This window comes from Calothrix sp. UHCC 0171, from assembly GCF_034931845.1.
Lineage (GTDB): Bacteria > Cyanobacteriota > Cyanobacteriia > Cyanobacteriales > Nostocaceae > Brunnivagina.
The window spans coordinates 1-25567 of record NZ_JAYGHN010000034.1 but is presented as its reverse complement, the minus strand read 5'-3'; the positions used below and the strand labels follow the sequence as shown (position 1 = coordinate 25567).

The window sequence follows — 25567 nt, the reverse complement described above, 5'->3', positions numbered from 1 at the left end:
ATTTTTTATGAACGGATTATTTATAGGTTTAACAACTTTAGATTTAATTTATCTTGCTAATTCACCGCCTCAAAATAACCAAAAAATAGTAGCTTTAGATTATACTGTTGCGGCGGGAGGTCCAGCAACAAATGCTGCCGTGACATTTAATTATTTGGGTAATTCAGCAACAATATTGGGTGTAGTTGGTTCTCATCCGATGACGCAACTCATTCGCAGCGATTTAGAAAATTGTACAGTAAATCAGAATTACCAAATTAAGATTATTGACTTAGAACCAACAAATCTAAATCCACCTCCAGTTTCCTCAATTATTGTCACCGAAGCAACAGGTGAAAGAGCAGTAATTTCTATCAATGCAGTCAAAATTCCTGCTAGTATCCAGGCTATCCCCGCAGATATTCTCCAACATATTGATGTTTTTGATCTGATTCTCATCGATGGACATCAACTGGAAATTAGCTATCATATTGCTGAAGTTGCCAAATCCAAACATATTCCAATTGTCATTGATGGTGGCAGTTGGAAACCGGGATTTGAGAAAATTTTACCGTTTGTTGATTATGCTATTTGTTCAGCTAACTTTTATCCTCCCAATTGCAACAATAGCGAAGACGTTTTTACCTATCTTTCTCAATTCAGCATACCTCACATCGCCATTACCCACGGTGGCGACTCCATTGAATATCTCATCTCAGATTTCTCGTTGAATACAGAAAGATTGGCAGTTAAGTCATTGATTGATGTACCCAGTATTCAAGCAGTTGATACACTGGGTGCGGGAGATATTTTTCACGGTGCTTTCTGCCATTACATATTACGCGAAACATTTACCGAAGCGCTGACTTTATCTGCTCAAATCGCAGCCTATTCTTGTCAGTTTTTCGGTACTCGTCGCTGGATGCTGTAGTGAAGGCAAAATTAAGGATAGGAAGAGCAATATCTATCGAAATACAGCGCTTTTTTGTGAGAATTTAGTTTACATTGAAGCGATAAAATGCTATTATTAATTTAGGAAATTTTTATAATGGTAATATTACTGTCTTTAAAAATATTGCTTAATCTCAATTATAGTGAAAATAGTTCCATACAGTTAATTATCCCTGAAAATGTCCAATAAATTCTTCTTTTAAATAAAAATTTACAAAAAGTGACACAATATTAAAAAGTGAAAATAGTAAGGTTGCGATCGCAAAATCAGAAAAAAGCATGAAAACACCAAAAGAAATCTTAGAAATTGCCCGTCCGATTACTTGGAAAGCTTCAGAATTGCTGCGTTCTTTTTATCAAGGGACTGCGAATCAAAACCTAAACATTCAATATAAAGATGGTAAAATAGATGACCCAGTCACAGCCGCAGATATTGCAGTTAGTAATTATTTACTTGAAAATTTACAGGCAGAATTAGGAACAGAAGATTTTGGATATATCAGTGAGGAAACTTATCAAGGCGAGCAATTAAAAAATGAATTTGTGTGGATAATTGATCCTTTAGATGGCACAAAAGATTTTATTGATAAAACTGGAGAATATGCCATACATCTTGGCTTAGTAAAATCTGGTCGTCCAGTATTAGCATTAATTGCTGTACCTGAGTTAGAAAAGATATATTATGCAACTAAAGATGGAGGCACATTTGTCGAAACGAGGGACGGAATTATACAGAAATTACAACTTTCCACCACGAAAACAATTGAAGAATTAATAGTATTAGTGAGCCGCTCGCATCGTAGCGAACCTTTAGATTATATATTAAGTAATTTGCCCTGTAAAAATCATAAAAATCTTGGTAGTATTGGCTGTAAAATCGCCTCAATAGTGGAAGCAAAAGCCGATGTATACATTTCCCTATCAGGTAAATCTGCCCCCAAAGATTGGGATATTGCCGCACCAGAACTAATCTTAACTGAAGCCGGAGGATTATATACCAATTACAATCGCTCCTTATTGCAATATAACACTGGAGATGCAAATCAATGGGGTGGCTTGCTAGCTAGTAATGGCAAATACCACGATATTTTATGCCAAGCAGCCGCAAACTATCTTGCAGAGTTTCAAAGTAAATCTTAGAAGATATTTTCAGAAAAGATTATGAATCTTAACAATTTCACTGAAAATGGCTGATTAGTTCTGATGCTAACGAATCTTGACTAATAATAGCACCTTGGCGATCGCATAAAATCGTACCTACTTTCAGATTGTAGTTAGCATATTTCTGCACGTAAACTTGGGATTTTTGACTAATTTTGGTTGCCAAATGCGTAAATACTAATTCCGAGAATCCCAACTCTAACAATTTTTTTTGGGCAGCATCAGCCGTTTTGGATGCTAAAACAGTTTTGACAGTCTCTAAATCTCCCCCAGATGCAACTACAGCCGCGCTCATAGTTTCCAATTTTCCATCGGCTAAATGACTAGAAGTATTAAAAATTCCACCCGCCAATTTAATTAACTTACCGTGATAACCCAACAATAATACAGAACTCGCTTGATACAATCCCGCCTCTACCAACATTGCACCAATCCAATTTCCAGTTTGAACAATGGCAGTTTCCGGTATATTTAAACGTTGAGCAACTTGCATCCCATTACTACCTATACAAAAAACTAAATTTGAGCAAGTTTTCACTTTTTGTTGAAGTTGTAAGCGAAATTCTTCCAAATAGTCAGCAGCAGATAAGGGTTGAGAAATTCCACTAGTACCTAACAAAGACAATCCCTCTAACACCCCAAATGCTTCATTAGAAGTTCGTTGTGCTAATTGACGACCTTCAGGGAGGATAATTGAAACTGTCACTGTCTTATCTGTGGGAATCAGTGGTAATAAATTCGCATCAAACAAACGACGAGCATAGTTATAAATCGCCGCTTCTCCAGAACTAGTTTTCCCCAAACCCTCACCAGCTTCTAAAATTAAAGCTTGCGACTGTCGAGGCGATAACCGCACCCAAGCCCAAATGGGGGTATTTCGTGTCAAATCGAGATTATCTCCAGGCTCACTGATAGTAATCGCTAAAGCACTGTGAGTATCTAATATTGCTACTTGAGGAATAGAAATTTCGGCGATGTCGGGAAGCAAGTCGATTTCCACAGTTGCTAAAGAATCCATCTTTTCACACAGATAAATCAAAGCTGCTTTAGCTGCTGCAACTGCGAAAACTGGGAGAGTATAACCTGTGCGTGCCATAAAGTTTTCTGGGGGGTAATGCTCAATGGAAGTAGTTGCTTGTTCACAACTGTTACTTTTACATGATTTTTGGGAATTATAGAACCGCAGTCAGATATGAATTTATAACTAAAGCCAAATGCTGGGATTCTCTCGTCAAATTGTGGGAACATCACTAATTTCTTGCCTGTGCTTTACGGGAGTTGCCTGCTTGCAATTTCCGCGAATGCAACAACTAATTATGAGTAAACAAAAATTGTCGCTACAAAGTTTAGAAAGAGAAGAAAATTTAGAAAAAAGTCGCTTGAATTTTTTCAAAAAAATTCCGGCATTTGGATTTAATAATGTTCTGGCAAATTGGGTATATTTAAATTTTTTACAATACTTTGGTGATGACGAAGTTCGTGCCAAAACAGGTTATCAATTGAGTCCAGAATATTTTGAAATTATCTTAAAACATGACCCACGCTTTAGATTAGCATACCTTGGTCTTTCCACAAGCACATCAATATATGCCGGCAAACCCGAACGAACTGTCAGTATCACAGAACGCGGTTTAAAATCATTAAATCCTTGGGTTCCCAAAGATTCTTATTATATATGGCGGTACAAGGGAATTGATGAATTATTATTTTTAAATAATTCCCAAGCTGCCAGAAAATCACTGCAAAATGCAGCAGATTGGGCAAAAAAACACTCGGATACAGAAAGCCAAATATCAGCAATGATTTCTCAAAATACAGCCAACTTTTTGAGTCAAAATCCCAATAGTAAATATGCTCAAATTTCCGCATGGACAATGGTTTTACAAAATGGAGTAGATCAAGAAACTCAAAAACGCGCTATTATGGCGATAGAAGCATTAGGTGGTCGAATAGTTCAGACTCCTCAGGGAAATCAAATTAAGTTTCCAAAACAGGATTAATGATAAGGCGGAGACGCGGAGATGGGGAGATGGGGAGATGGGGAGATGGGGAGATGGGGAGAGAATTAATGATAATTGATTTGTTCAATCTTACATAATAAATATAATTTTGTAATTTATAATTTTAAATAAAATTAAATAATTTTAAGTTGCTTCCGAGAATTTTACATTGCTAGCTGATAGTTACAAGCAACCATCAACTAGCAAAAAATAACCTAAACTTCCGCTACCATCTCTTCTTCTTCTTTCTCAATAAACATTTGCACGCGGGCACGATAATCTCTTAATGTATCATCTACCCACTCGCGATCGTTACTGTTGATATAAAGATGCACAAGTGGTTCGCTGGCATCCGGTAACATCAATATCCAACTATCATCGTAGGGTTGGCAAATTTTTACCCCATCGATTAATTCCAGGTTTTGTGCTGGGTGTGTCTCCACTAAATAGCGCATTAGCGAACCTTTCACAGTCCAAGGGCAACGCATAGTGTAAGCTTTATGGATAACACGGGGTAACTCGGAACGCACCGATGCCAGGGAACGTTCTTGTATTGTCAGCATTTCGATTAATTTCGCAATGCAGAACATGGCATCAAAACCGGGGTGCAATTCGGGGAAAATAAAGCCCGTGTCACCGCTACCACCCAAGACAACATTCGGATTTTTGTGGCAAGCTTCCATTAATGCCGTCGGATTTGCCTTCGTGCGAATTACCCTACCGTCGTGACGACGGGCTATTTGTTCGACTGCACTGGATGCGTGAACAGGAACAACCACCGTACCCCGTGGATTGGATGTCAACATCATATCCACCATCAACGCTGTCAGCATTTCGCCACGAATTGGAATCCCCGACTCGTCAACTAAAATTAGTTGTTCGCCATTTGCCGATACCTGCACACCAAAATTTGCCTTTAATGCCTCAACAACATGCCCCAACTGCGTGAGCAAAGCTTCTCGGTTCATTGCAGACATGGTACTTTTATTCAAACTGGCGTTGAGTACCACGGCATCTGCACCAAAATTATCTAACATTTGCGGCAATACTGCCCCCGACACCGCATACACGTAATCAATTACCACCTTGGCACGACTGTTACGAATGCTATCGATATGTAAACAATTTTCAAAAGCTGTGCAATAGTTATCAGCAACTTGGCTAGGATATGCCACATCTCCGATTTCCTGAATTTGCGATCGCCGCATATCCTCTTTAAAATAAGCCCCTTCGATTTTTTTCTCTTTGGACTTAGAAAGATTTATACCCTGAGCATCCATAAATTCAATGAGGATGTAATCGGGTCGATCTGGATGCACACGCACGTGAATCCCGCCAACAACGCCCATTGTCGGAATTACGGTACGGGTAATAGGGATAGCTGTGGCATCGAGATTTTGAATATCTATACCAACAGACATTAAACCCGCAATCAGCGATCGCGTTACCATACGGGAAATATTCCGTTGATCACGAGAAACTGCAACTTTAGAACCTGGTTTCAAAGTGGAACCATAAGCTGCGCCGAGTTTCACGGAAAATTCTGGAGTGACATCAATATTTGCTAATCCTTGTACCCCACGTTGTCCAAAGAGGTTGCGCTGTGCTGTATTTCCCCAAATTAAATTAATATTTAAAATTGCCCCAGATTCAATTTTTTTACTGGGCCATACCCGTATAAATGGGCTAATTTGTGCTTCTTCGCCAACACTGGAAAGAGAACCGACTACCGCCCCTTCCAATACATGGGCACGACGATCTACCCTTGTTCCCCGTGCAATTACGCAGGCACTCAGTTGAGCTTCATCACCTATAATTGCACCATTCCAAACAATCGGGCGCTTGAGGTTAGCATCAGCACCAATGGTCACATTATCCCCAACGACTGTACCACCCTCGATTTGTACTCTAGCACCAATGCGACAGTTGTCACCAATTACCGCCGGAGCTTCGATTTGGGCACTGGGTTCAATGTAGGTATTTTGACCAACCCATAAACCGGGAGATACTTCTTTGTAAGCAACATCAAGTTGTACCTTGCGTTCTAATGCATCGTACTGAGATTCGCGGTAAGCATCCAAGTGTCCAACATCACACCAATAACCCTGAGCAATGTAACCATACATTGGTTCATCTTTGGCTAAAAGCAGAGGAAATAAATCTTTAGAAAAATCGCATTCGGTGTTGGCTGGTAGGTATTCTAAAACCTCTGGTTCGAGAATATATGTACCTGTATTGACGGTATCGGAAAAAATTTCGCTGGTGGAAGGTTTTTCTAAAAAACGGTTTATTTTACCATTTTTATCTGTAATGACGACTCCAAATTCGATGGGATTGGGGACGCGAGTTAAAATCAAAGTTGCTTTTGACTTGTGTTGTTTGTGAAATTCAATTGCTGCGGTTAAATCAAAATCTGTTATACTGTCGCCACTGATAACTAAAAAAGTTTCATCTAAAAGTTCGGCTATATTCTTCACACAGCCCGCCGTGCCTAAAGGCTGGTCTTCCTCAACAGCATAGGTCATTTGTATGCCAAAATCGCTACCATCTTGGAAATAATCGCGCATGGCATCTGGTAAATAATGCAGCGTTGCAATCACCTCGTAAATATGATGCCGTTTGAGAAGATTGATGATATGTTCGGCAATTGGTCGATTCAAAATCGGTACCATTGGCTTGGGCAAGTCGCAAGTTAGAGGACGAAGCCTAGTCCCGGAACCACCTGCCATTAATACTGCACGCATAAATCCTCCTTTACTAATTTCACCAGATGCAACCCCAAGAGCGATCGCTCTTAATGACTATTTTCCTTCTTTAGTTTCCTATAGAGGTTTGGGTTTGAGGAACTTCCCTAAGAAGCATCTGCATGAATGTGAGAGTCGAGCTAATCGAACACTAACTTGTTTGTAAAGCCAAAATCAAGCAAGGGCAAAAATTTGGTTTGCGGTTGTCAAATCAAAATTAGATATCTCCGAAATTAGGGTTGCTGGGTTCTAGTCTATAGAACTCTTGCCAGGTTTTTTGTGATTTCCAGCTGGATTTGCTTTTTATACGTATAATTACTGAGATAAGAAAGGAAATATTCTCAAACTCAACAATTTTCAGCAAACCTCTACTTTAGATAGGTACGTTTATACGATTGATGTGGCAACCTAGAAATGGCTGACTTAACAGTATCTTGAGCAAATAGGGGGGTATCCATTGCGCTATAAATTTGTGGCAATAACTCTATCTTCAATAGCGATCGCTGTAGGAGTGATGCCAAAAGCCACCGCGCAGTTGCCAATTCTTCCGATCCCGAACCTGCAAACACCCACCTTAAACAGTAATAATTCAGACAATAAAATCGTCACAGATTGGGTTTACTTGGATGGTCGGCGTTTATTTCAGGTGACTTCAACTCCGGCAAACCTGGGAGTGAGAATAGAGACAATTCAAGAAAATTTAGCTCAAATTAAGGAAAGTTATCTCCAGAACCAGGATGGATTACTGGATATTAAGGTTCAGGATATCAAAACAGCCAAAGAAATTACTGTTAACGGTAAATACCTTGTCACTCTCTCTGAACAAGATATGAGAGCGCAGAGCCTCAACTTTAGCAACTTCGACCAAGAAATCAAGGATTTATTACAACAACGTTTACAAAAGACAAAACAAGAACGCCAGACACAATTTTTACTCCAACAGGGATTAGTAGCCACTGGCACTGGAGTGGCAATGATTTTCATGAGTTGGGGAGTTGCTTGCTTGTGGCATCGCTCCAAACAGAATCAATCCCAAAAAATCCTGTCAACTTCACAGACAGTACAACCAATTTCTAATTTACTTAATCTTAAACAACACCAAAATTTAAAAGAGGTCAAACGGCGACTTGTTCAGCTAACCCAAGGGGGTATTTGGGGAGGGGGAACTTACTTCATCTTGGGTTTATTTCCCCAGACACGATGGTTGCAAGTGGCAATTCCTGCGGTTGTGCAAATTCCTTTAAGATTAGGATTTATCGGACTTTTACTTTATGTAGGAGTGCGTTTTAGCTATGTTTTGATTGACCGTTTTGCATCTGCTTTAGTCAAAAGTCGTGTTTTACTCACTCCCGAAACATCTAAACGACTCCAGTTAAGGGTCTCTACTATTTCGGGAATTACCAAAAGTGTTGTCACAGCCGTATGGATAGGAGTAGGTATTTTGGCGGCTCTAGCAACTTTGGGTATAGATTTAATTCCTTTGCTGGCTGGAGCGAGTTTAGTTGGTGTTGCTGTTTCTCTGGCATCCCAAAGTTTGATTAAAGACGCAATTAACGGCTTTCTGATTATTATGGAAGACCAATATGCTTTGGGTGATGTGATTGCTGTTGGGGATGTGGGGGGATTAGTAGAAAATTTGAATTTGCGGATGACTCAGTTACGGGATGCGGAAGGGCGCTTAATTACTATTCCTAACAGTGAAATTAAAGTTGTTGCTAATCTTTCCAGCCGTTGGTCTCGCGCCGATTTAACCGTCCCAGTAACCTATCAAGCTGATGTTGACAAGGCTTTGGATTTGATTAAAGGCGTTGCCTCTAAAATGCAAATAGATGAGGATTGGAAACAGCACATTGTCGATACTCCTGAAGTTTTGGGCATCGATAATTTTGGCGATCGCGGTTTAATTATTCGTGTATGGATTAAAACACAGCCCCTTAAACAATGGGATGTATCACGGGAGTTTCGCCGTCGTCTGAAAATAGCTTTTGATCAAGCCGGAATTTCCATCCCCATACCCCAGCAAGCAATTTGGATGAATCAAACTCCAGTCATTAACTACGGAGTTGATGGGAATGGTTCTGTGGATAGTAAAACTAATATCTAGTTGTCGAGAGCTAGAAAATGTGAGTTATATTTGTAGCTAGCGCGTTGGTTTTGGCTATTGAGTCTAATTGCGATCGTTCTGGCTCAACATTTATAAACAAAAATTTATAAACAAGTAATGACTTCTCAGTTGTTTAATCAAATGCCAATATAGGTGTAGATAATATTTAATTTGAATTCTACCAGTTGCTTTGGGAGTTAATGAAATGTCTCAATTAATTATTTTGGCTTTAATTGTGATTTATGCCGGTGGAGTTTGGAAGTTTTGGAATGGGTTTGAACGAACGAACTTTCAACGCACTTTACCGAATCGCTTACTCTTATCTTTATTTTGGCCTGCATTGGTTATTGCCAATAAATCCTATCGTCGTAATTTTAGAAAGGCGCTCAAAGGTTAAAAATAAGAATTAGTGGTTTATGGGAGTTTTGCCCAAGGTTTAAAGGGATGACATCCCGAAATCATGGGCTTGCTCTATTTGTTGAGGAAATTGTAATTCTTGATACTCACAGTTAGCGATCACGTTAAATTATGAATCACTAATTGTACTGCAATTCTTTTAGTATATCAGGCGATTACGTTGGAGTTGATTACTTCTAATTATACCATGATTCGGGCATTTTTTTATTTAAACAATTTAAAAAAAATCAAATAAATTACAATATTTATCATCAAAATAAAAATCTTTAACTTATGAGATAATTCGGAGATAAGCGATAGAAAATTTGTGATTAATAATTGAACATCATGAGGTAATATTTATTTCATGTTGAGTAAATTTTTCTGAAGATGCAATCTTTAATCCAAACACTGCAATTAATCGCTAATCCCACAAAATTTCTCGATAATTGCGCTCTCCAATATGGCGATACATTTACTATGCAAGTGCTAGGCATAAACTCGCCACCAGTAGTCTTTTTTAGTCATGGGGAAGCAATCGCCGAATGTTTTGCAATTCCTGCCCAAAAATTAGATTTTCGGAAAGCAACACATGTATTTCAACCCATATTTGGTGATAATTCTATTGTCCTACAAGAAAGGCAAAAACACAACCGCGATCGCAGTTTATTAATGCCTCCTTTTCACGGGGATAGAATGAAGTCATATGGTGAGATTATTTGTCAAATTACTCAAGAATTAACGAAACATTGGCAAGTTGGCAACGTTATTTCTATGCAAACAATCATGCCGGATATTACATTACAAATTATCCTGCAAGTTGTATTTGGAATTACTCCTGGGGAAAGATATCAAAATCTGAAGAAATTACTTAGCAAGTTACTTGATGATATTACAAAGCCTTGGTATTCCAGTTTATTTTTCTTTCCTCCATTACAGCAAAATTTAGGGAGGTGGAGTCCCTGGGGAAATTATTTACAGCGCAAGCAAGAAATTGACGAATTAGTTTATGCAGAGATTGCGGAAAGAAGATTAATTAATGATACTTCCAGAAGTGATATCCTCAGCCTTTTAATATCAGCCAAAGATGAAAATGGACAATCCATGAGTGACAGAGAATTAAAAGACCAATTGATTTCCCTTTTGCTGTTAGGATATGAAACAACGGCAGGTGTTTTATCTTGGTTATTTTATCTCATTCACTCACATCCCCATGTTAAGAAAAAGATAATTAATGAATTAAATCATTTAGGCGAAAATCCCACAGCAGCAAAAATAACCCAAATGCCATATTTGTCTGCTGTCTGTCAAGAAGCCATGCGTCTGCATCCGATTGCCTTAATTTGTACACCACGAATGGTAAAAGAAGAGTTAGAAATAGCAGGGAATATATATAAATCTGGAACTGTTTTAGTACCCTGCATTTATCTGGCACATCGTCGTCGTCAAGTGTATACTGAACCCGAAAAATTTATGCCTGAAAGATTCTTAAATCAAAAATATTCTCCAACTGAATATTTACCTTTTGGCGGTGGTTATCGAGGTTGTATCGGTTCAGCTTTTTCAATGTATGAAATGAAGTTAGTTGTCGCCAGCATATTATCACAATTTCAATTGGAACTGCTTGATAATCGTCCAGTCAAACCAGTACGTCGCGGAATTACAATTGTTCCTTCTGGAGGCGTACCGATGAAAATTATCCAAAAAAGCAAATTATATCCTAGTGTAGATTTAGCTTATTTTTCTCACACCTAAATCTAGCAATATATTAATCATATCAAGATGATATAGGAATCGTACTTGAATCTTGCTAAGTATACTGAGAAACAAAGCTTTGTACGGCAAGTTTCTAGATAATTTAGATTTTCAGAAATCAAATGTGAGTCCTATATGTAGATTTCAGTTACAAAAGCAAAAATACCCAAAAAATCTCCTTGGAGACAGTTCAGTTATATGCCTTAGTAGAAGACAGTAAGCAATTATGATTACAAGATGTGTTTATACCGAAGGTGAAGGATTTACACGAGATATAGTTGCAACATTTATACAAAAAAAGCAAGAATAAACACAATTAACTTATATAAAATTAGAAGACTTTACCTTTCGTATCAAACAAATGGCGCTTAAAAAAGGTACGATCATCCTGATAATCAAAGTGCTGCTAAATAAAGATACCTGCATAGCTAAACATGCAAATAGATGTTGAACTATTTACTGTCAATAAACGATTTCCCTTAACAATCAGTTACGGAACAACGGCACAAACTACTAACATTTGGGTAAAAATTTCTGAAGATGGGATTGAAGGCTGGGGAGAAGCATCACCATTTAGTGCTGGGGGAAATCCACTGACAACGGAGATAATTAAAAACTCCATCCAGCAAATAGCCCCTACCTTAGAAAAATTTCATCCACATCAAAAGCAAGAAATAGAACAGACTTTAATCAACGCAAATCTCCCATCCTCAGCCCGCGCGGCAATTGATATTGCCTTATATGACTGGTTGGGAAAACGAGTTGGTTTACCCCTGTGGCAAATTTGGGGATTAGATAAACATGCGATCGCACCAACTTCTGTCACAATTGGAATTGATACACCTGAGGCTGCCAAGGAACGTGCCAAAAAATGGTTGGAATATGCTGATATTAAAGTCTTCAAGGTGAAACTGGGAAGTCCAAATGGTATTGAAGCTGACAAGAAAATGTTTTTGGCGGTGTTGGAAGCCGCATCAGCCCAGGAAGTATTTGTGGATGCCAATGGTGGTTGGAGTCTCGCAGATGCGGTGAAAATGGGTAATTGGCTGGCGGAAATGGGGATTAAATATATTGAACAACCCCTAGCAAAGGGACACGAAATTGAACTGAGGGAATTAAAACAACATCAGCCCTTACCAATATTTGTTGACGAAAGCTGCTTTACCAGTATTGATATTCCCCAACTGGCAACTGCTGTGGATGGTGTTAATATCAAGCTGATGAAGTCCGGTGGTTTAACTGAAGCAATGCGGATGGTACATACAGCCCGTGCATGTGGTTTGCAGGTAATGTTTGGCTGCTATTCTGATAGTGCATTAACAAATACAGCTGCGGCACAACTTTCTCCACTGGCAGACTATCTAGATTTGGATAGTCATCTTAATCTAGTTAATGACCCCTTTTGTGGTGCTATTCTGCACGAGGGATGTTTGTTTCCAAATGACTTACCAGGCTTGGGGGTAGAATATCGTGCGGCTAGCGCTTAATCAAAGAATTATCATTCTGTTACATGGGGGTATTCAAGGTACGATTGGGAAAACTGGCTTATCGTTATTGCGTTATAGTGAAGCCCCAATTGTGGCAGTCATCGACAAAGAATGCCCCGGAAAATCTCTGACTGAGTTGACAGGAATTCAGAGGGATGTGCCGATTGTGGCATCGTTTATGGAGGCGATGAAGTTTCAACCCCAGGTATTGGTAATTGGCATTGCTCCTAAAGGTGGCGCTTTACCAGATGATTACTGGCATGAACTTAAGGATGCCCTCAAGGCGGGAATGTCGATTGTGAACGGTTTGCATACACCTTTGGCAAATATACCAGAATTGCGATCGCTCCTTGTCAAACCAGAACAGGTAATTTGGGATGTGCGTAAGGAGCCGCCAAATTTAGGTGTTGCCAAAGCATTAGCACGTAATCTGGGCTGTCGTCGTGTGTTGACGGTGGGTACGGATATGGCAGTAGGGAAAATGTCTACGAGTTTGGAATTACATCATGCATCAAAATTACGGGGATGGCGCTCTAAATTTTTGGCAACAGGACAAACTGGTTTAATGTTAGAGGGCGATGGTGTGCCCTTAGATGCTATCCGTGTAGATTATGCAGCAGGTGCAGTCGAAGCAATGATGCTGCGGTATGGCAAGAATTACGATATTTTGCATATTGAGGGACAAGGTTCGTTATTGCATCCAGCATCGACGGCAACGTTACCATTAATACGGGGTTCGCAGCCCACACAGATGATTTTGGTACATCGGGCAGGGCAAACTGAGGTAATGGAAGGTGTACCAATCCCGGCATTAACTGAAGTTGTCAAGATGTATGAGATGGTAGCTTCAGGGGCGGGAGCATTCGCGAATGTACCGATTGCTGCTGTTGCTTTGAATACTGGACATTTGGATGAGGTGACGGCAAAAGAGGAAATTCTCAAGGTGGAGGATGAGACAGGTTTACCTTGTACGGATGTAATTCGATTTGGTGCAAATAAGTTATTGGATGCGGTAATGCAAAATTAAGGGATTCTTGATTGTCTTGAACCTAACACCAAGATATTGCCATGTGAGGATGTTGAGATTAGATTCGGGTTTGGCGCACCCATATACTTAATCGTTATCGATGTGAATATTTATCATGCGCCTGTACCCAACCGACAAAATCTATAATTACGCCTCCTCAGTGCGATCGCATCCCTGTACAGTAGAAACAGTGTGGAGAAGTTTTCCCTGTTTGACTTGCTGCTTTGAGGGTGGTTTACCTGTGTTAATAGCATAATTAATCGCTAAAAGTCGCAACCAGAAGCCAGGATAACGAGATTCTAACCAAGTTTGATTTTGCTTGAGGAAACCAGGAAACCAAAAACCAAGTAAAGCACAAACGATCGCATGACGGGTAAAATTGACATAATTACCTAACCAGCGAAATAAGTCTTTTGCTCCCGCCAGTTCCCAAATCCACAGTAATAACAAAGGATTTTTCTTGGCAGCCTTTAATGCCAAACTATTAAATGTGAGCCAATCAAATCTATCCTTAATAAAATTCTCCGCCACTTCCGGGGATGAATCTGCCAACAAACCAAAGAAATTATTTAACATCGAGTTAATCCGTTGCGGGGGTAAAAATTTCCCCGTGGGAACCATCATCCCCTTGGAAAACATCCATGTGACAGCAATATTACTTTGGAAGGCACGAATTTTATTTAAATGTTGGAAACTGAGTAAATCATGTTTCAAAGCCACATCCAGTAACTTCGTCAAACGTTCCAAATTGCGAACCAAGGAACCAAACCCAGTAAAAACGAGGGGAGACTGTAACGAAGCAGCATCACCGATCGCCATAATCCTATCAAAAGCCACAGTGCGATCGCCAGCATTGGTACTAAAATGTCCGGGAATATAACCAAATGTCGGTTTCTTCCACTCCAACTTGTCCATATCACAGCGTCGATATTCCGGCAAAATCGTGAAAAAGTCCTCATACATCTCCAATAATGAACCGGGATTTTCAGCGTTTACTTGGTGATAGTGGAATAAATAAATCGTCAATTCATCGCCAGCCGCCGGAAATAACTCCCAAATTAACTGTCTTCCCCGCGAAATATCTCCGTGACTATACAACACATCCCCATAAGTCGAATCCCAAACCCCCGGTTCAAAACCCGATACTACCGCACCCACAGTTGGACAAACACTATCAAAGGCACGTTGTCCATTCAATTGCCAAGCGATTGGTGAAGCTGTCCCCATCGCATCTATTAATAACCTACCACTAACTTGTTTTTCTACACCACTTGTTAAATCTTTGACAGTGACTACAACTTGAGAATTATCTATATCCGCACGCAAAAATTCAGTCTCACCCCAAATTTCACCACCTGCCACCTTCAACTTCTCACCGCACATTTGCAGCCATTTATCTGACTCCAAAGCAATATTTAATACAGTTGGTGTATGCAATATCGGTGCTTTTAAATGTGGCGGATTATTGGCATCAAAAAACTTATTAAATCCATCCTCATATTCCCTAGCAATAATTAATTCCACTTCATTCGCAGTCAGCAAACCCAAATTAATTAAACTTTGAATTTCATCCCGCGAAATATTCCACTCCCGATTCATCCTCCCAAATGGCAACCTTTCCAACAGCAAGACTTTATAACCCAAGCGTGCCATCACCGCCGCATGGATAACACCCAAGGCACCACCAACATAAATGAGATCAAATTGGGGAGTTAGGGAAGAAAAATTTTCTTTATCTTCTTCGCCCCGAAAAATCACCTGCTTTGGTTGCTGGGGATTCCGCACCCCTTCACGCCAACGCTGTTCCCACCAATAAGCACGTTTGAGATCATATTCGCCATTAGGCATTTTCTGGAAATACTTAACAGTCAAAGGATAACGCGGTGCTAAAGCCTCAAAAATAGATTGTTGCGATAAGTCGATTTTAGGAGGTTCCGGGTATTCATGGGGAAAGCGATCGCGAATATTTTTTGTTAATTGCTTGACAAATCTCCCTTCATATGAACTATAATTCTCTCCCCAGCGAAAAACCTTGAGGTAAGTAGTTCGCTGTACCGACCAGACAAAAACCGACAGTTCATTCGGTAATTTATCCGAAATACCCGAATTTACGGTTGTAGAATCAGCCATTCTCAGGCGAAAACCGTCATAAGTCACGATTTTTTGACCAAATTCCACCTCAAATTCCTTTTGCAGCCAAGTTAAAACCTTTGCTGTATCGGGAGTCGGGATTTCTAGATAAAGTAGCTCTCTCATTTTTTTGGCAAACTCCGATAAATCTACTCATTAAGACAGATTTAATAACTCTGTAAATTGCGGTAAACTCCGCGCTATCAGCTAGATGAAAATCCAGTAAAGAAATCTTAAGAATTTAACAAATATACCTTTCATTCGTTCGCTTATAACCTCACACCATGAATTATCCCATTCCCGACAACCCCGAAGACATTTTTGAGATGCGCCAACAGCCCGTTGACGAAGAATTAGTTGCAGCTGCGATCGCAGGTGTAATTAGAATTGTTCGCGCCCAAGGACAATCCCTGGAAGAACTGACAGCCCAAGTGCTTGCAGATGATACCTTACTCGACAAACAACAACGTCGCTGGTTGAGTCAAGTAGTCTCCCAAGCCTGGGATAGCATCGCCTAATCTTAAGCAGCTACCAAGATGGTATCGGCTATGGGCAAACAATTTCCCCAGTTTTCAGTTCGGCAAATGTTCATAAATCAAGTCAAATCGAAAACATCTCTTTCTCATTTTTCCGCAAAATTGCCTTTCCCTGATTGCATTTTTCAAATTCTGGTTTGTATGTGTGGTGTGGGAATCGGGATTGGCAGGTTAATATCATGTCCACCTAAATACCAACGATGAAACTGATGCGGGCTATTAGCAGTTAGCTTTTAGCTTTTAGAATCAATAGCGTATAGATCATTAGGTCTTATTCTTACCCTTTTTCTTTCTCAGAGGTTATGTATAAAGTAAAACCTTAAGACCAAAGAAACCCAGTTTCTTGGACTTAGGTATCGAGGATCATCTGACTTTTTGATGAAAAACCGGGTTTCTCCGAGGGACGCACAGAAAAAATAATGATAACTGACTTACCAGACTCGATCTTAATAAGCTGCAACGCATCTCAAATATCCCCGACTTTTGAGAAAACCGGGGATATAAAAACACTCTAAAACCACAACTACTTTGTGTTGATTGTGACATTAGCCGACATTCCCGGAGCAATTCGCGATTCAAAACCCTGTATACTATCAGGCTCAAAGACGATTTTGACTGGAATACGACGAACAGCACTAGTGTAATTACTAGCTGAGTAAGTATTACTGGGAGAAGGAACAGCAACGCTATTTACTGGACTGGGGGATACTCTTTCGACTTTTCCCACAAATTTACGACTGGGGAAAGCAGCAATTTTAATTTCGGCTGTTTGTCCTGGTTGTAATTTTTCTAACTGATTTTCTTGGAAGTTTGCCACAACCCAAGGGTTTGGTTGGACGATTTCCAGTAGAGTTTGTCCAGGTTGCACTTGTTGTCCCGCACGGACATTGACGTTGCCAATTTGACCTGATGTCACAGCATTGATATTTGCGTAGGAAAGTTGAAGTTCCGCTTGTTTTAGTTCTGCTTGTCTTTGTGTGACTGTTGCCAGCGCTGCCTTATACTGCTGACGATTGACTTCTATTTGTTTGTTGATACTTTGGGTTACTTTCGGCAGCACAAGCTTTGGTTGCTCGCCGGGAACTGGACTCAAGGGTTCGGAAATAATCGTCGTCGGCACATTGTTAATATTCTCCCGTGCCACTTCTGCTTGTTGTTTAGCAACATCTAATGCCGCTTTTGCTTGAGCTACAGAAGCTTGAACTTCGCGGGGATCAAGTTTGATGAGAAGCTTTCCTGGGTTAACTTCTTCGTTATCCTTAACTGTGACTTCAGTGACAATTCCGGCAACGCGAGATGTAACAGGATAAGTGTCGGCATTGGTGTAAGCAACATCAGTTGTCAGATGACTTTGACTAAATTGTGACCAACGGTAGTAGTAGATGCCCGATGCGATCGCACCTGCACCTAAAATTACACCAATAACTATTTTGGGTAAAATCTGACGCGAACTGGAAGATTTCTGTCTATCTGCTGATGCGGAAACATCAACTGGATTTGTAACAGTAATATCACCACTATTTATTGGAGTATTTTCTGTGTCACTATCTATCACTTGCTGAGTATTTTGAGAAGAATCAGTGCTTTCCATCATCGACCTGCGGCTAAATTTTGTATGGTTATAGATTCAGTTAGTTAACAGGATAAGATTCCAGCTAGTCAATACTGTACGTAATTGAATTTTGCTAAACCGAATACAACTAGATTCAGCCAACAAATATACCTTTCCGAAACAAATCCCAGTAAATATGCCAAGAATTCTAAATATTACTCAAACATTACTGCCCAATCCGAGCGATCGCATTTACTTCCTTGCATAAGCAATCAACCTGATAATTATTGTAAATTTTTATGTGTTTTTATGAATTTATTGTGATAGGTTTAAGTAGCGGGGGTTACATTTTCATCCCCAAAAGCTCTTGATTGCAGCTATTTACGAACGTACGTAAATCCAAATCCATACTAAGGTAGAAATCTCCTATGCCATTTACCATTGATTCAGCACGTAATATATTTCCCAATACTCTATCTGCGGATGCAGTACCAGCAACGATTGCTAGGTTTACTCAACTCAGTGCAGAAGACCAGTTAGCATTAATTTGGTTTGCTTACTTGGAAATGGGTAAAACCATTACAATTGCGGCTCCTGGTGCGGCGAATATGCAGTTTGCGGAAGGAACCATGAATGAAATCAAGCAAATGGGTTTCCGGGAACAGTCACAAGTGATGTGTGATTTAGCAAACCGTGCTGATACACCAGTTTGTCGAACCTACGGTAGTTGGTCTGCGAATATCAAGTTAGGTTTTTGGTATCAGTTAGGAAAATGGATGGAAGAAGGAATTGTTGCTCCAATTCCTGAAGGTTATCAACTTTCGGCAAATGCGGCAGCAGTATTACAAGCTATTAGAAATTTGGAATCCGGTCAACAAATTACTGTGTTGCGGAATTCCGTAGTTGACATGGGATTTGACCCCAACAAATTGGGAAATGCCGCTCGTGTTGCTGAACCTGTAGTTGTTCCTCAAGAATTATCTAAGCGGACTCAAGTCACCATTGAAGGGATTGATAATGCAACCGTGTTGAACTACATGAACAACATGAATGCCAATGACTTTGATGAACTAATCAAGCTATTTACTCCCGATGGAGCTTTACAACCTCCGTTCCAAAAGCCAATTGTTGGTAAAGATGCGGTATATCGCTTTTTCCGCGAAGATTGTCAAAATCTGAAGTTAATCCCAGAGCGGGGAGTTGTTGAACCTGCTGAAGATGGTTACACCCAAATCAAAGTTACTGGTAAAGTGCAAACTCCTTGGTTTGGTGCTGCTGTCGGTATGAATATGGCTTGGAGATTTTTGTTGAATCCTGAAGGTCAAATTTTCTTTGTCGCCATTGATTTGTTAGCATCTCCCAAAGAACTACTAAATTTAGTTCGCTAAAAGGGTACTGAAGTACACAAATAAAATTTGGATGACTGAGCGCTCTTAATTCATAGAGCGCTTCGCTGCGTTGGAATTAACAATACAATTTGGTAAAGTTAATCACCTCAAACATTTGGATAACCCCATAAATTTTAGATTTGATAATGCAAGTGACAGATATTCAGTGGTCTCAGACAGAACGGGAGGTGGCTAAAGCAGCCTTCGATAAAGCTTATGAACGGGAAATCAATGCTCTGATTTTAGAAGTTCGTGAACAAGCAAGTGCGATCGCACATCTCGAACAGATGTGGGGTTTACACGATTTTTTAAGTGCTAGAAGACATGACATTGATGGTAAATATGACTACAGGTATTCTGTACTCATCTTTGTTTTTGCCCGTCTGGTTAAAGAAGGTTGGCTCAAAATTGATGAATTGTCGGGGTTAGACACAGATAAAATCAAAAAGGTGGCTGCTTTGTCACGTATGTAAGTGAGATAGTTTAGCTACCAGTAACCAAGTCCTGCGGAAATGCTACGGGGTAGGTTATGCCTTTGGTGTAGCCGTAGAACTTGGTTCAGATAATCGATAACTATTTTTCAATTTTGGTTTTCAAGACTTCAGAAATTCCTTGTTTTAAAAGTATTTCGTGCAGAGATTTCATATTATTCAGTTTGCCCAATGACTCATTCCCCACAGCTTTAAATTGGGTTGATGCTGGTTTTTGACTATGCAAAGTGGCGGCAAATTGCTTGTAAAGTTCTGGATTTGTCGCCAAGTAAAAAGCTAATTCTTGCCCGACTTCTTGCAATTGTTGTGGTAATTCGGTTTCGCTGACTTGTAAGATTTGGCAAAGATTAGAATTCAACTTGTCATAGTCTCGAAAGAGAAAATTCTTTTCCGATTCACTTGTTTCTACCTGTGATGCAAATAGATGGCTAAACGTCTCGATTCCACCACTATCTACAGGTGAATACTGTTGCAATGCCATCCCCGGCGCAATCATTGATTGATTCACATTATCAGGCAAAGGTGCATCAAGTAACTTCTCTGCATTCACAATACCCATACCATGCTTATTTGCTTGCCACGTCGGAAATTTATCGCAGGTGTCACGCAATAATTTATTGAAAATAAAGGGAATTTTTTCTGCCCCATAGCGGGTAATTAAATTATCTCGTCCATGATATGCAAGCCACAAAGCGGCAACACCGGCAACAAATGGGGCTGAAAATGAAGTTCCAGAACCACTTTCGATACTATATTTAAATTCATTACTGTTCTCTTCCCTACGACTTTTGGCATACCAAATCGAATCTCCTGGTGCTGCCACATCTACTTGTTTCCCAGTTGTTGCACCCCACCAAATTCCTCTGTCCACGGTACTACCTGTAACAGCTATCACTTCATCGTATGCCGCAGGATAAACGACAAAGGGAACCGTTGTTCCTGATGCTGCCACAATAATTACACCTCGCTTCTGAGCATAAATTATTGCTGTTCGCAAACGCTGGTTGGGAAAACCCGCACCTAAACTAATTGTGAGTATATGTACACCATTGTTTGCTGCATACTCAATTGCTTCTGCCAGATTACGAATGCTCAAAAGTACAACTGAATAGGAAACTCGTAGGGGAATTATTTTTGCACCTGGGGCAACTCCCGTCACATACTTACCGTTAGGATAATTAGTTTCTCCAGATTGGGGACTAACGATAACGCTGGCAGTTGATGTACCATGCCCAGGATTGTTGATAACTTCTCCTCCCGATCTTTGCAGTTCATCGATTGGATCATGATCATTTTTAATAAAATCGTAACCTTGTGCGGTGAGTAAATTATTAATTATTTCTGGGTGTGGTGTATATCCAGTATCGGGATGCCCGATAATAATTCCATCGCCAGGTAATTGATTGGGGTGAGGAAAAAACCGCTCCCATGCCTCAAAGACTCGAAGTTGCCTGAGACTCCAATCTGGATTTTCACCTTCATTTGCAGCTTGCCGATTAGCTTGAATATCAAACCCTCTGAGTTGAGGTTTTAGTTGTTCATCCCAGTTTGTACGCTCTGGTACGGGAACAGTAAATAAAGGCTCTGCATCGATAATACCGGGTTGCGATCGCAATTCATAACTTTTATCCCAAGCGTCTTTGACTGCTAATGCATCATCGTTGAGAGTGATTTCAAATTCGGTTGAATTATCACCAATTGCTTTTACTCTCCAATCCCCACCAAGCACTTGATTGACGATGTCTTTACATCTACTCTCTAATCCTGGTGTCACCATTTGAATAAAAAAACCTTCAAATATAGGAGGGATGTAATTAGAATTGGTTGGTTGTAAGCTAGCTGGCATAAGTGTTTTATCTCTCAGTGACTACAACAGATAACAAAAGGTCAAATCAAAATTTCAGTCAAATTCATAATAGTTTTTTAAATTTCACATTTCTTAATTTTTACACAGGACTTACGCACGTGAAGCCAGAAACCGGGTTTCTCCCTGGGTGACTATCCTGAATATTTACTTTATAAATTGTCTCTAACCGAACTGTATTGAGTGGTATCTTAGAGGTTATTTATCAACATTAAAAAGTCTTCAAATCCAAAAGAAAACTATCTCGTTGATGAAAATCAGCTTCTACAGCACAATGAGTTAATGCCCAATAACTAACTTGACTATTTTTACATTTAATCACAGCAGTAACCCCCACTTCCAAATCTTGTTTAGGAGGGATAATTTTATCTAAATCAAAGCTTAAAGCTAATTCTAAACAATCCGCACTATTTTGAATCCTAAATGGTAGCATTGACAATGCAGCTTCTGATTGCATTCCTTGACGATATCCCTCAAAACTGTAGACATTCCAATCTCTACTCGGAGAAAGATTAAATTCCCAATAGCGAGGTGAGTTTTTAACACCAATAAAAAACTCGAAACATGTATGTTCCCAAAGTTCATTTTTTCGCTGGGGAATTTGGGACTGGAATGGAATTTCGACTTCTGTAATATTTCCTCTGAGAGCGTAGCGAATATTTAATAAGTTATCATTCTGGTTAATATTACCAATAATTGTGATGTTTGGTAGTGTTTCTAGAGTGGGAAAAGGTTGGAGAGTAAAAAGATGTTCCATTGGCGAGTAATGGGGGAATAATTACGATTTGGAAATTAATTTTGCAAATGCATCTTACAAATTAAGCTTGCAAATCTGCAATAATTTGATTAATTGTGTTTGCTTGCGATTCAATACTTTCTGCCAATTTAAACTGAACTAACGCTCTCAAAAGATTATGCTCTGGATACTTAATTTTAAAATAAACATTTCCTGCTAAATAGTCAGTGAAAAATCTCAATCCCAATTCAAATGTAATTAGTCGAATTGCATCATACATATACAAATAATCGTTTTCCGTCAGAAAAGCCTTGGCGACGCAAAGATAACCCTGGAGAATACCCTGAGATAAATCCGTATCAAAATACACTCCTTCCCAATCTTCAACTTCCTCACCAGCCGGGTTGCAAGCAGAACGTAAACAATCGCCAATATCATAATGTATTAGTCCTGGCTTCACTGTGTCGAGGTCAATCACACTAACTGCTTTGTTTGTACTAGTGTCAAACATGACATTATTGATTTTGGGGTCGCCATGCATTAAACGTAACGGTAGCTTATTCTCCGCTTTGGCATTTTCTAATACATCCGCCCATTTTTGGCGATCGCTCACAAATTTTAAGCAATATTTGACTTCCGCAGACAGGTTTGTATTGGAATGTAAAGGTAAAACTTCTTCATATTGTTGTAGATAAGTTGGTGTAATGTGGAATCCTGGAAGCGTATCGGCGAATTTTTCCGGTGAAAGATCGCCAATAAGATAGTGGAACATACCCAACGCATAACCAACTTCTTGGCTATGTTCAATGTTCTGTATAGTATCAAATGTCTGTGAATCTTGAATAAAGCTAATTGCCCGCCAAAATGAACCATCTACATCAGTGTAGTGGTCAAAACCATCTTTGGTTAACAAGACATGGGGAACTTGCCAACGCCGGTCTAAATGTATATTTTGTAGTTTATTCTCAGCATATTCTGTGAGCATACGCATATTCTGCATCACCAGTTGCGGTTGCGGGAATACATAATGATTAATTCTCTGTAAAATAAAATCTGTATTGTCAACTGTATCTAATTTAATCAAGTAAGTGTCATTAATATTACCACTACCAAATGCTTTTGCCTCTGTAATTTTGCCGTTAAGGGCAAATTGTTCGGCGATTTTGAAGTAGTCTGTGCCCTGTATTTTAATTTCTTCCATCATATTTTTAATTTTGACTAGAGTTTTGGATTTTGGGACAATGCAATTGAAATGTAGGTTAGCTGATATTAGCTTCAGCTTGAGATTTTCTTTGCCTAAATATATTCATAAAATTTGATAAAACTTAGATGGAATTATTATGTAATTGATGATTTTCACCTCGATATTATTTGAAAATTAACAAATTAAGTCTTCAGTCTTTAATGATTGACTATAGTATGACTTTTTTCACTCGCGATCGCTGATTAAATATATATAAAATTAAATAAAATTAAGTTACATAATAGAGTAGAAAGCATTGGACTAAGATTGAATTAGATTGGAGATATCCCAACTAAAGTTTGAGAATCAAGATTATTTTGCAGATTTCTGACAAGTTAAATTAATAACTAATCCAGTGCTGATATTATTTTGCATCGACCCATTATAGCAATACCACTATGATTTCTGACCCAATTGAACCACCCCTCAAGCAACTCCAAAAAAAGAAACTGCACTTTAACGCCCTTGGAAAATGGCTAGTTTTTTTATCACTATTGTTGTTGGCGGGTGGAGGAGGGTTTTTTGTTTACCAACAAACAGTGGTTCAACCTCGTCAACAAGCAAGACGCAGTCGCCAAACAGTTCCCATTGCCAGAGAGAACTTGACAGTTACAGTGGCAGCGAATGGAACCATCCAGCCAGAGATGTCAATCAACCTCAGCCCCAAAACATCAGGAATTCTCCGACAATTATTTGTCAAAGAAGGAGATGCGGTTAAGGTTGGACAAGTAGTGGCGAAAATGGATGACTCAAATCTGCAAGGACAACTTCTCCAAGCCAAGGGACAACTTGCACAAGCCGAAGCTAACCTCCAAAAACTCATCGCTGGGAACCGTCCCCAAGAGATTGCCCAAGCCCAAGCCCAATTAAACGAAGCCCAAGCCAATCTCCAAAAAGTAAAATTTGGCAATCGTCCCCAAGATATAGCCCAAGCCCAAGCCAGACTCCAAAACGCCCAAAGTCAATTACAGCAAGCCGAATCAACCTTCCAACAAAACGATCGCCTCTACAAACAAGGGGCTATCTCCGAACGTACCTGGCTTGATTCCCAAAGTCTACGCGATCGCGCCCAGTCTCAAGTATTGGAGGCACAAAAAGCCCTAGAACTACAAAAAGTCGGTTCTCGCCCCGAAGATATCCTCCAAGCCCAAGCCACAGTCCAACAAAGACAACAGGCATTATCCCTGGCGAAAGCTGGCTCCCGCATCGAAGACATTGCCCAAGCCCGCGCCCAAGTTATCTCCGCACGGGGAACCCTGACAACAATCCAAACTCAAGTAAATGATACCTTCATTCGTGCCCCATTTGATGGCACTGTCACCCGTAAATATGCAGACCCTGGGGCATTTGTAACTCCTACTACCGCCGGAAGTGCTGTATCTTCAGCTACGTCATCCTCAATACTTTCCCTAGCCTCAGCCAATCAAATCGTCGTTAATGTTGCCGAAAGTAACATTGCTCAAATGCGCCTGGAACAAAAAGCGACAATTACAGCCGATGCTTACCCAGGAAAGAAATTTGCAGGTAAAGTCACGCAAATTTCCCCCCAATCGATTGTTGTCCAAAACGTTACCAGTTTTGAGGTTAAAGTCAAAATTCTGGACGACAAGGAGAAACTTTTACGTTCCGGTATGAATGTTAACGTCACATTCGATGCCGGCACCTTAGAAAATGTCTTAGTTGTGCCCACAGTGGCGATTGTTCGCCAAACCGAAGGTACAGGAGTATACGTACAAGGAGAAAATAACCGTCCCAAATTTGTACAAATTAGCACAGGACTCACCGTCAACGATAAAACTGAAGTTCGTTCGGGTTTAAAAGGTAGTGAACGCATATTTATCACCTTCCCCGAAGGAACACGCCCTCGCTCCAGAGTTCCTGGAGCTTCCAACAGAGTACCTGGTTTGGGAGGCAGGTAGATTCATGGTGTAGAAAATTAGTGATTTAAAAGTTGAGAATATCCAGAATTCTAGCAGTCTCAGAAAAGCTAATAGTTAACTAAGTAGAACGGTGGAAATAAACT

19 protein-coding genes are annotated in these 25567 nt (G+C 39.8%); 12 read left to right on the top strand and 7 right to left on the bottom strand.

Features of this window, described 5'->3' with window-relative positions:
- Positions 1–7 precede the first annotated feature (7 nt).
- Together VB733_RS21285 and VB733_RS21280 are read left to right on the top strand one after the other, a co-directional pair.
- Positions 8–910 carry a sugar kinase gene (locus VB733_RS21285; RefSeq protein WP_323342056.1) on the top strand — a complete coding sequence of 301 codons (903 nt, stop codon included), beginning with the start codon at positions 8–10 and terminating at the stop codon, positions 908–910.
- Between the two features lie 299 nt (positions 911–1209).
- Entirely contained in the window at positions 1210–2070 is an 861-nt protein-coding gene (locus VB733_RS21280) for a 3'(2'),5'-bisphosphate nucleotidase CysQ (RefSeq protein WP_323342055.1), read from the top strand.
- 37 nt (positions 2071–2107) lie between these two features.
- Here VB733_RS21280 and cbiD read toward each other — a convergent pair whose 3' ends face one another.
- Positions 2108–3187, bottom strand: a complete 1080-nt coding sequence (gene cbiD, locus VB733_RS21275) for a cobalt-precorrin-5B (C(1))-methyltransferase CbiD (RefSeq protein ID WP_323342054.1) — start codon at positions 3185–3187, stop codon at positions 2108–2110.
- Between the two features lie 118 nt (positions 3188–3305).
- Here cbiD and VB733_RS21270 point away from each other — a divergent pair, with 118 nt between their 5' ends.
- Positions 3306–4091, top strand: a complete 786-nt coding sequence (locus VB733_RS21270; RefSeq protein WP_323342053.1) for a hypothetical protein — start codon at positions 3306–3308, stop codon at positions 4089–4091.
- A 215-nt stretch (positions 4092–4306) separates the two neighbouring features.
- Here VB733_RS21270 and VB733_RS21265 read toward each other — a convergent pair whose 3' ends face one another.
- Complete coding sequence (locus tag VB733_RS21265; RefSeq protein ID WP_323342052.1) at positions 4307–6835, bottom strand: mannose-1-phosphate guanyltransferase; 2529 nt, start codon at positions 6833–6835, stop codon at positions 4307–4309.
- 514 nt (positions 6836–7349) lie between these two features.
- Between VB733_RS21265 and VB733_RS21260 the strand changes: the two genes are divergently transcribed.
- The 5 genes from VB733_RS21260 to VB733_RS21240 all read left to right on the top strand — a co-directional run bounded on the left by VB733_RS21260 (position 7350) and on the right by VB733_RS21240 (position 13604).
- Complete coding sequence (locus VB733_RS21260; RefSeq protein ID WP_323342088.1) at positions 7350–8939, top strand: mechanosensitive ion channel family protein; 1590 nt, start codon at positions 7350–7352, stop codon at positions 8937–8939.
- A gap of 205 nt (positions 8940–9144) precedes the next feature.
- On the top strand, positions 9145–9336 hold the full coding sequence (locus VB733_RS21255) for a hypothetical protein (protein WP_323342051.1): 192 nt from the start codon (positions 9145–9147) through the stop codon (positions 9334–9336).
- Positions 9337–9725: 389 nt separating this feature from the next.
- Positions 9726–11090 (top strand): cytochrome P450, encoded by a 1365-nt coding sequence (locus tag VB733_RS21250; RefSeq protein ID WP_323342050.1) that lies wholly within the window; start codon positions 9726–9728, stop codon positions 11088–11090.
- Between the two features lie 434 nt (positions 11091–11524).
- Positions 11525–12577: a dipeptide epimerase gene (locus VB733_RS21245; RefSeq protein WP_323342049.1), complete on the top strand. Its 1053-nt coding sequence runs from the start codon at positions 11525–11527 to the stop codon at positions 12575–12577.
- Positions 12561–13604: a DUF1611 domain-containing protein gene (locus tag VB733_RS21240; protein WP_323342048.1), complete on the top strand. Its 1044-nt coding sequence runs from the start codon at positions 12561–12563 to the stop codon at positions 13602–13604. The genes VB733_RS21245 and VB733_RS21240 overlap by 17 nt, the downstream gene beginning before the upstream one ends.
- A gap of 147 nt (positions 13605–13751) precedes the next feature.
- Here VB733_RS21240 and VB733_RS21235 read toward each other — a convergent pair whose 3' ends face one another.
- Positions 13752–15860: a flavin-dependent dehydrogenase gene (locus VB733_RS21235; RefSeq protein WP_323342047.1), complete on the bottom strand. Its 2109-nt coding sequence runs from the start codon at positions 15858–15860 to the stop codon at positions 13752–13754.
- A gap of 158 nt (positions 15861–16018) precedes the next feature.
- Here VB733_RS21235 and VB733_RS21230 point away from each other — a divergent pair, with 158 nt between their 5' ends.
- On the top strand, positions 16019–16252 hold the full coding sequence (locus VB733_RS21230; RefSeq protein ID WP_096612734.1) for a hypothetical protein: 234 nt from the start codon (positions 16019–16021) through the stop codon (positions 16250–16252).
- Between the two features lie 541 nt (positions 16253–16793).
- On the opposite strand, the gene VB733_RS21225 is transcribed toward VB733_RS21230, so the two are convergent.
- Positions 16794–17864, bottom strand: a complete 1071-nt coding sequence (locus VB733_RS21225; RefSeq protein WP_323342046.1) for an HlyD family secretion protein — start codon at positions 17862–17864, stop codon at positions 16794–16796.
- Positions 17865–18250: 386 nt separating this feature from the next.
- Here VB733_RS21225 and VB733_RS21220 point away from each other — a divergent pair, with 386 nt between their 5' ends.
- Entirely contained in the window at positions 18251–19210 is a 960-nt protein-coding gene (locus VB733_RS21220) for an orange carotenoid-binding protein (protein WP_323342045.1), read from the top strand.
- A gap of 146 nt (positions 19211–19356) precedes the next feature.
- Positions 19357–19683: a hypothetical protein gene (locus VB733_RS21215; RefSeq protein WP_323342044.1), complete on the top strand. Its 327-nt coding sequence runs from the start codon at positions 19357–19359 to the stop codon at positions 19681–19683.
- Positions 19684–19783: 100 nt separating this feature from the next.
- Here the strand turns inward: VB733_RS21215 and VB733_RS21210 are convergent, their stop codons facing one another.
- From VB733_RS21210 to VB733_RS21200, 3 genes are all read right to left on the bottom strand, one after another.
- A complete protein-coding gene (locus VB733_RS21210) occupies positions 19784–21547 on the bottom strand; it encodes a S8 family peptidase (RefSeq protein ID WP_323342043.1) in 1764 nt (587 codons plus the stop codon).
- Between the two features lie 229 nt (positions 21548–21776).
- Positions 21777–22322 carry a DOMON-like domain-containing protein gene (locus tag VB733_RS21205; RefSeq protein WP_323342042.1) on the bottom strand — a complete coding sequence of 182 codons (546 nt, stop codon included), beginning with the start codon at positions 22320–22322 and terminating at the stop codon, positions 21777–21779.
- A 61-nt stretch (positions 22323–22383) separates the two neighbouring features.
- Complete coding sequence (locus VB733_RS21200) at positions 22384–23505, bottom strand: aminoglycoside phosphotransferase family protein (RefSeq protein WP_323342041.1); 1122 nt, start codon at positions 23503–23505, stop codon at positions 22384–22386.
- A gap of 437 nt (positions 23506–23942) precedes the next feature.
- Between VB733_RS21200 and VB733_RS21195 the strand changes: the two genes are divergently transcribed.
- Positions 23943–25463, top strand: coding sequence for an efflux RND transporter periplasmic adaptor subunit (locus VB733_RS21195; RefSeq protein ID WP_323342040.1), 1521 nt, complete (start codon positions 23943–23945; stop codon positions 25461–25463).
- Positions 25464–25567 lie beyond the last annotated feature (104 nt).

Excerpts from the sequence above, each read along its gene's own strand:
- VB733_RS21285 (WP_323342056.1), top strand. The coding sequence starts at position 8 with ATGAACGGATTATTTATAGGTTTAACAACTTTAGATTTAATTTATCTT.
- VB733_RS21280 (WP_323342055.1), top strand. The coding sequence starts at position 1,210 with ATGAAAACACCAAAAGAAATCTTAGAAATTGCCCGTCCGATTACTTGG.
- cbiD (WP_323342054.1), bottom strand. The coding sequence starts at position 3,187 with ATGGCACGCACAGGTTATACTCTCCCAGTTTTCGCAGTTGCAGCAGCT.
- VB733_RS21270 (WP_323342053.1), top strand. The coding sequence starts at position 3,306 with ATGCTGGGATTCTCTCGTCAAATTGTGGGAACATCACTAATTTCTTGC.
- VB733_RS21265 (WP_323342052.1), bottom strand. The coding sequence starts at position 6,835 with ATGCGTGCAGTATTAATGGCAGGTGGTTCCGGGACTAGGCTTCGTCCT.
- VB733_RS21260 (WP_323342088.1), top strand. The coding sequence starts at position 7,350 with ATGCCAAAAGCCACCGCGCAGTTGCCAATTCTTCCGATCCCGAACCTG.
- VB733_RS21255 (WP_323342051.1), top strand. The coding sequence starts at position 9,145 with ATGTCTCAATTAATTATTTTGGCTTTAATTGTGATTTATGCCGGTGGA.
- VB733_RS21250 (WP_323342050.1), top strand. The coding sequence starts at position 9,726 with ATGCAATCTTTAATCCAAACACTGCAATTAATCGCTAATCCCACAAAA.
- VB733_RS21245 (WP_323342049.1), top strand. The coding sequence starts at position 11,525 with ATGCAAATAGATGTTGAACTATTTACTGTCAATAAACGATTTCCCTTA.
- VB733_RS21235 (WP_323342047.1), bottom strand. The coding sequence starts at position 15,860 with ATGAGAGAGCTACTTTATCTAGAAATCCCGACTCCCGATACAGCAAAG.
- VB733_RS21230 (WP_096612734.1), top strand. The coding sequence starts at position 16,019 with ATGAATTATCCCATTCCCGACAACCCCGAAGACATTTTTGAGATGCGC.
- VB733_RS21225 (WP_323342046.1), bottom strand. The coding sequence starts at position 17,864 with ATGATGGAAAGCACTGATTCTTCTCAAAATACTCAGCAAGTGATAGAT.
- VB733_RS21220 (WP_323342045.1), top strand. The coding sequence starts at position 18,251 with ATGCCATTTACCATTGATTCAGCACGTAATATATTTCCCAATACTCTA.
- VB733_RS21215 (WP_323342044.1), top strand. The coding sequence starts at position 19,357 with ATGCAAGTGACAGATATTCAGTGGTCTCAGACAGAACGGGAGGTGGCT.
- VB733_RS21210 (WP_323342043.1), bottom strand. The coding sequence starts at position 21,547 with ATGCCAGCTAGCTTACAACCAACCAATTCTAATTACATCCCTCCTATA.
- VB733_RS21205 (WP_323342042.1), bottom strand. The coding sequence starts at position 22,322 with ATGGAACATCTTTTTACTCTCCAACCTTTTCCCACTCTAGAAACACTA.
- VB733_RS21200 (WP_323342041.1), bottom strand. The coding sequence starts at position 23,505 with ATGATGGAAGAAATTAAAATACAGGGCACAGACTACTTCAAAATCGCC.
- VB733_RS21195 (WP_323342040.1), top strand. The coding sequence starts at position 23,943 with ATGATTTCTGACCCAATTGAACCACCCCTCAAGCAACTCCAAAAAAAG.